This window comes from Pseudoclavibacter sp. JSM 162008 (genome assembly GCF_041366455.1).
Taxonomy (GTDB): Bacteria; Actinomycetota; Actinomycetes; order Actinomycetales; family Microbacteriaceae; genus Pseudoclavibacter.
Window position 1 is genome coordinate 35,872 of the sequence record NZ_JBEWYX010000023.1, and the last position, 6,121, is coordinate 41,992.

At 61.6% G+C, this 6,121-nt stretch carries 7 protein-coding genes; 6 read left to right on the forward strand and 1 reads right to left on the reverse strand.

All coding sequences use genetic code 11. The annotated features are described in order from the left end of the window. Positions 1–60: 60 nt before the first annotated feature. The 5 genes from ABVF28_RS15755 to ABVF28_RS15775 all read left to right on the forward strand — a co-directional run bounded on the left by ABVF28_RS15755 (position 61) and on the right by ABVF28_RS15775 (position 4,606). A complete protein-coding gene (locus ABVF28_RS15755) occupies positions 61–525 on the forward strand; it encodes a hypothetical protein (protein ID WP_371031225.1) in 465 nt (154 codons plus the stop codon). Further along, positions 506–1,315, forward strand: coding sequence for an N-acetylmuramoyl-L-alanine amidase (locus tag ABVF28_RS15760; RefSeq protein ID WP_371031226.1), 810 nt, complete (start codon positions 506–508; stop codon positions 1,313–1,315). The genes ABVF28_RS15755 and ABVF28_RS15760 overlap by 20 nt, the downstream gene beginning before the upstream one ends. After that, positions 1,315–1,686: a hypothetical protein gene (locus ABVF28_RS15765; RefSeq protein WP_371031227.1), complete on the forward strand. Its 372-nt coding sequence runs from the start codon at positions 1,315–1,317 to the stop codon at positions 1,684–1,686. The genes ABVF28_RS15760 and ABVF28_RS15765 overlap by 1 nt, the downstream gene beginning before the upstream one ends. Before the next feature lie 10 nt (positions 1,687–1,696). Continuing rightward, positions 1,697–2,008 carry a hypothetical protein gene (locus tag ABVF28_RS15770; RefSeq protein ID WP_371031228.1) on the forward strand — a complete coding sequence of 104 codons (312 nt, stop codon included), beginning with the start codon at positions 1,697–1,699 and terminating at the stop codon, positions 2,006–2,008. Between the two features lie 150 nt (positions 2,009–2,158). Further along, positions 2,159–4,606, forward strand: coding sequence for a glycoside hydrolase domain-containing protein (locus tag ABVF28_RS15775; RefSeq protein WP_371031229.1), 2,448 nt, complete (start codon positions 2,159–2,161; stop codon positions 4,604–4,606). Positions 4,607–4,700: 94 nt separating this feature from the next. Here ABVF28_RS15775 and ABVF28_RS15780 read toward each other — a convergent pair whose 3' ends face one another. Then, a complete protein-coding gene (locus ABVF28_RS15780; RefSeq protein WP_371031230.1) occupies positions 4,701–5,180 on the reverse strand; it encodes a hypothetical protein in 480 nt (159 codons plus the stop codon). A gap of 427 nt (positions 5,181–5,607) precedes the next feature. Between ABVF28_RS15780 and ABVF28_RS15785 the strand changes: the two genes are divergently transcribed. Beyond that, the gene (locus tag ABVF28_RS15785; protein ID WP_371031231.1) at positions 5,608–6,003 is read left to right on the forward strand and encodes a hypothetical protein; all 396 of its coding nucleotides are present in this window, start codon (positions 5,608–5,610) and stop codon (positions 6,001–6,003) included. Positions 6,004–6,121 lie beyond the last annotated feature (118 nt).

A 6,121-nucleotide genomic window follows, 5' to 3' on the forward strand; every position in this document is an offset into this window, starting at 1 on the left:
CGCCACTCGTTCACACGCGTCAGTCCGTAGATGCTCAGCACAACCAGAAAGGAACCACCAATGTCCGAAGCGTCCAAAGTGCTCCCGGCTGGAAGCAGCGTCTCGGGCCTGCTCGAAAGCACAGAGCGATCGCCTGACGGTCGCTACGTTGCGGTCGTCATCAGTCGCGCCGAAATGGAGTTCCGGGTGCCACTCGACGACCCCGACCTCGCCCGAGAGGCCAACCAGGAACTCCGCGAGTTCTTCACCCGCCATCCCAACACTCACCCTGGCATCACGATCGCTCGTGACGTCGAGGGTGCGGCACGCATCGGAGACCTCGGCGCGGGGGAGTGCGCCCAGATCGCGTGGGTGTTCGTACTCCGACACACACCCCCCGAACCAGCCCCCCTCAATGAGTCCTCGGACTGGCGCCCGTACCCGAGCAGCTCCGAGTTCTCCCAAGCCACCTGGGACGCGGCAGTCGCTGCCGCGCCACTCCCACCCGAACCGGAAGGACACGGCCATGCCGCTCGCGACGGTTGACCACGTCTTCCGCACCCACCAGAAGTCCTCCCGACACGGATCGAAAGTCCGCGCCCTGCAGCTGCACCACGCCACGTCCACGTCTTGGCGCAGCGTCGTGAACATGATGGTCAGCGGCAGCCGAGAAGTGTCCTCCAACGACGTCGTCGGCTCCAACGGGGAACTCATCGAGGTCGTCGAGCGCGGAGCCCGAGCCTGGACCTCCGGATCCGCGACCTTCGACGCGCAAGCGCACACCTTCGAGATCTGCAACGCAACCCTCGGCGACGCGACCGGGTGGCCCGTCTCCGACGCAGCTCACGAGATCGTCGCGAATCGGTGCGCGGACATCGCGTTCGAGAACGGCTTCACCATCGAACGCTCCACCACCAACTTCTCCCTCTACGGACACGGCGAGATGCACCCGAAATGGGGCGTCTCCTACCCGACCGCGTGCCCAGGCGGGCTGAACCTCGACTGGATCTTCACCACCGCAGAACGCCGCCGACAGCAGCTCGCCGCCGGCACCCCACACCCACTCACCCAAGCTCGACACCTTCTGGAGGAACTCATGGTGCTCGTCTCCCGCGTCGAAGACGGCGCCATCTACTTCGTCACCTCCACCGGTGCATCCCACATCCAGGACATGGACACGGTCTACGCCATCCAGTCCCTGCTGCAGCAGTGCGGCATGAAGTCCGACCCGATCCGCCTCTACGCCTCGCAGATCACCCTGATCAGCGAACAATCCCGCGAATCCAGCAACATCAACCCGCTCCGCGCCGACGTCACGAAACTGCTGGCCAGCTGATGGCCGAGCCGCTCATCATCGCGCTGCTCAGCCTGGGTGGGGTTGTGCTGACGGTGTGCGGCGCGATCGTCGGCCATCTGCTCTCCGCCCGGGCCTCCGCCCGCACCGCCACCGTGCAAACCGAGGCCAACAAACGCTCCAACGAACAGCACATGATCGACCAACTCCAGGAAGAGCTCTCCGGCTACCGCGCCGCGGCCGACGCCCGCGCCGCCGAACACGACCGACGAGCGACCGTGCAAGACGAACGCATGGAACGCCTCGAGCACCGCGCCGAGGGATACCGCGACTACGCCCACACCCTCCGCGCCCACATCTACAACCAACTCCCACCCCCACCGCCGGCCTGGCCCGACGGACTACCCCGCTAGGACCCGGCCCATGACCTTCACCCTCGACCCCATCCTCATCGCACAACTCGTCTTCTCCACCGTCCTCCCACTCCTCGTCGCCATCGTCACCACCCGCGTCACCTCCGCAGCGAGGAAAGCGTGGCTGCTCGCCGGCCTCGCGCTCATCTCCGCACTGCTCGCGGAAGCGATCAACGCGTGGCAGCAAGGCCAGCTGTACGACCTCGGCACCGGGCTCCTCCTCGCGTTGCCCTCGTTCCTCATCGCCGTCGGCCTCCACTACGGCCTCTGGAAACCCACCGGCACCGCCACCGCACTCCAAGAGGCCGGCACCACCAGCTAGAACCCGCGCCCCCGCCGCACCGGCCGGGACGCCCACACACTTCAGCACCTCTCAGCGCGGCGGCAACCCGCCAGCGCGATCCGTCGCGCCAAAAACTGCGTCATCCGGTGCTGAACCACCAAGAAGAACACCAACCACAAGGAGCACACCATGTCCGACCCCTGGGTCACCAACGTCCAAACCTGGATCAACACCGCCTACGCCTCCGTCTCCGGAGTCCCCACCGTCACCGTCAACGGCCAGACCGGCTGGCCGACGATGTACGCCCTCACGCGAGCCCTGCAGCACGAACTCGGCATCACTGGTCTCTCCGACACCTTCGGCGACGGCACCTATGCGGCGCTCCTCGCGTACGGCAACATTGGCGCGACCGTCCCCGCCGGCACCGCCACATCCGCACCCGTACAGAAGTACCGACGCCTCGTGAAAATCGTCCAAGCTGCCATGTACTGCAAGGGCTACAACGGCGGCAACGGCGACATCGACGGCATCTGGTCCACCACCACCACTGCCGGGATCACTAAGCTTCGCGGCGACATGGCAGTTAGCACGACCAACAAGACCGTGTCGCCCAAAATCTTCAAGGCGCTCCTCAACATGGACGCCTACGTCCTCGTCGACGGCGGGTCCACAACGATTCGTACCATCCAGCGCGAACTGAATACGAGGTACGCCGGCGGCCGCAAAGAGTTCTACATCATCCCCACCGACGGGTTCTACTCCCGAGACGTTCAGCGCGGCATGATGTACGCCATCCAGTACGAAATGGGCATGAGCGACAGCGTCGCCAACGGGAACTTCGGACCAGGCACACGGGAAGGGCTTGGCAGTAACGTCTCGCAGGGGATCCCTGGTGTCGCGAACTTTGGCGTCGGCAGCAGTGGCCCCTTCCTCATCAAGCTCTACCAGGCAGCTCTGATCTTCAACGGCTTCACCGTCAACTACGGCGGATCCTTCACCGACAACACCGCCGCAGTCACCCGAGAGTTCCAGGCCTTCTGCAAGCTTGACGTCACCGGACGCAGCGACTTCCGAACCTGGGCGTCCCTCCTCGTCTCCACCGGAGACCCAGACCGACCGGTCACTGCCTGCGACGCCAGCAAGACGATCACAGCAGCCCGAGCTCAGACCCTCAAGAACCTCAACTTCAAGATCATCGGCCGATACCTGACCAACGAACCAGGAGAAGACACCCTCAACAAAAACATCAAGCCAGGCGAACTCGCCACCATCTTCAGCGAAGGCATGTCAGTCTTCCCAATCTTCCAGGAAGGCGGCACCGTCCTGGGGTACTTCAATTACAGCCGCGGTGTCATCGCCGCCCGCAATGCGCACGACGCAGCGCGCGCACACGGCTTCAAGCCAGGCACCACGATCTACTTCGCAGTCGACTTCGACGCCATGGAACACGAGGTTCACAGCAATATCGTTCCCTACTTCCGCGCAATCAAGGACACAATGAAAGTCTACGGAAGCCCATACCTAATCGGCATCTACGCCTCGCGAAACATCTGCACCATCGTCTCTGACGCGGGCTATGCCGAACTCAGCTTCGTGAGCGGAATGTCGACAGGCTTCAGCGGCAACCTTGGATACCCGCTGCCCAGAAATTGGGCCTTTGACCAGATCAAAGAACACTGGGTCGGCACAGGCGACGGCGCACTCGACATCGATAGCGACGCATCGTCTGGACTCGATTCGGGACAAAACTCTCTTGTCCTACCCCCGACCTCAAGCCCTCTCAATTCCGTCATCGATTTCATCACCCGAATTGAAGTTCTTGCCCATGAATTTAAGGCGTCAAACAGCGTTCCGCAGACACCGGCTGAGCTTGTGACCAGGTACTTACGCTCGCTGAATGACAGCTATACGAGATCAATCGGCAATGTTACCAGCGCGATGGGTATCGCTTGGGCGCTAATCGGTGGTACCCCCTCGGGCGCCTTCCGCGATTGGGTCAGTCAGAGAATTGCAGACGGACAGTTTTCACTACACCCCGCCTTTGTAGCAGTGAACGACCGTTTCCCATTCACCTATGGACTGGATTGGACTCATCTGATGGCGACAGTAAGCTCGTACCAGGCAAAGGGGTTGTCTACCGACCGTCTAGGGCCCGAGTTCAGTGACGCGGCAGGGTGGGGCGGCGACGGCATCACGCTCTTCAGGGACTATCTGAAGCACCGCAACAACACGAGCAGCCCCCTGACTCCTGAAGTTTTCGCTACACAACAGCTCGTCTCGAGCAGCTCAAGCTTCAACGCCACGGATGTTGACTCAGACGCGGTTGCATGGCTGGTTGCAGAGCAGATGCAGGCAGGCGCCGGCGTCGCTCAGTCACTGCGGCAGGTCTTCAGTAACAACCCGAACATGTACACATTGAGAGTCCGATTCGGCCAGCGCCGCTGGAGCACTGGACCGCAAGCTCGAGACTGCATCAACGACGGTTTCAAAGTAGAGCCGAGAGACGGAGCCTTCGCTGGATACCGGACGGGAATCCTGGCTCAAGACGGATTTGCTCTCCTGGCGGCGAACAGCGGGTACGGCTATGGCATCAGTACCGCCATCGCGAAACGCTACCTACCTTCGCACGGCCTCTGATCTCTAGACAGCTGGGTTCGGGTGCGATGCGTGGCGAGCACTCGAACCCAGCTCGCGGTCGCTGAACCAGTAAGTAACCGCAATACGCAATGTGTCACCACCAAAACTTGCGTAACTGCACGGACTCCCAGCCCACATCGCTCCGAGTGAAGTCACACCGATCACTCGACCGAAAGTTGGCGAGCAGGTTTCCGCTCGCGTTATAAACACAAACCGCAAAATTGGCACGATCGACACTAAAACCGTCACTGACATCACCGGAGAGTATTTCTCGATTTTCAGTCAACTGCTCTGGCGTTAATTCTTGATCAACCAGGATGTCCAAACCGTAACCAAAGGAGCCGTTAACCTCGCTCTGACTGAGGCGGAACTTCTCTGCGCCATGGAGAGAGTCAGCCAATTCCACCGCGGCACGTTGGCGACCAACCGGGTCGAGAGCGAACCCTGCAATGCGATTGACCGCAAATACGCCCACCACCACGAGCGGCAGCATAATAACCAGCATGAACGCGATCTGTGATCGCTTGTCCTGGAAACGTTGTCTCCGGGTGCTGGACTGTTCAATCTCCGTCATGGCATCACTCCTCGCGAGGGGCCAGCATACGCGTATGAAGGCATAGGCAGGGGCACTGCCAGGCAGGCATCTTCGCTCGTCGACTGAATCGGCGGAGCCACAACCGGCCTCCCACGGCAATGATCTGACAGTGCCCAGTTCAGTGTTCCTCCGTCCAGCACACGATGTGGCAACCCATGTGTTCCGAGACGGCGGTGTTGTGCGACACGGGCCGGCCATCGCTTCACATAACAACACTCCGTGACCTTCTCGTGACCGAGCCTTCGCGGAGTACATCGGATCGTTAGCCCATCAGTCAAGAACAAGAGCAGCACACAGCACCGTTCGCACTACGTTCGATGCCATGGACCCACGCGCGAGACCGGACGGCCACTCACTCCATGAGGCGATCCCCGGTCACGCAGGATTCGATCCGAGCAGACACCAGATGAAGAGCACGAGGGCCGAACGGAAGAACAAAGTGAACCGCTGGCGTGCAGCGCTGTTCACGGCAACGTCCGCCGTGGTGCTTTGCCTCCTGCTCCTCTGGGGCGGGAACGTGTTCCTGCGGCTGATATCGGACCCATTCGGGCGCGAAGCTGCGGCAGTAAGCCTGGCCACGTCACTCAACGGAGCCAAGGCCTATCACGTGTCCCACGACAGCGAGGGGCACCCCGCGTTGAGAGTCGACGTCGAGGTCTCGAACGAGTTATCCAATGAAGCTCGGGGCCAGAACTTAAGTTCTTTGCAAATACCGCCCGCCTACGTCGCGTCGATGGCACCAAGCCTCCAAGTCTGTGTCTACGACGAGAACGGGGCGCACCAGATGTCGATGGGGCCTTGACCCTCGATCGTGGACACGGTGTCGGTTCGGTTATGCCGCTTCCGCGAGGGTAGCGGATGTGGTCGCCGTGTAGGCGGTCTCGTAGCTGTTCGGGGTGATTTGGCCGATCGCGGAGTGG

What these genes read in the sequence shown, in the direction of transcription:
- ABVF28_RS15755 (WP_371031225.1), top strand. Translation starts at nt 61, where the DNA reads ATGTCCGAAGCGTCCAAAGTGCTCCCGGCTGGAAGCAGCGTCTCGGGC.
- ABVF28_RS15760 (WP_371031226.1), top strand. Translation starts at nt 506, where the DNA reads ATGCCGCTCGCGACGGTTGACCACGTCTTCCGCACCCACCAGAAGTCC.
- ABVF28_RS15765 (WP_371031227.1), top strand. Translation starts at nt 1,315, where the DNA reads ATGGCCGAGCCGCTCATCATCGCGCTGCTCAGCCTGGGTGGGGTTGTG.
- ABVF28_RS15770 (WP_371031228.1), top strand. Translation starts at nt 1,697, where the DNA reads ATGACCTTCACCCTCGACCCCATCCTCATCGCACAACTCGTCTTCTCC.
- ABVF28_RS15775 (WP_371031229.1), top strand. Translation starts at nt 2,159, where the DNA reads ATGTCCGACCCCTGGGTCACCAACGTCCAAACCTGGATCAACACCGCC.
- ABVF28_RS15780 (WP_371031230.1), bottom strand. Translation starts at nt 5,180, where the DNA reads ATGACGGAGATTGAACAGTCCAGCACCCGGAGACAACGTTTCCAGGAC.
- ABVF28_RS15785 (WP_371031231.1), top strand. Translation starts at nt 5,608, where the DNA reads ATGAAGAGCACGAGGGCCGAACGGAAGAACAAAGTGAACCGCTGGCGT.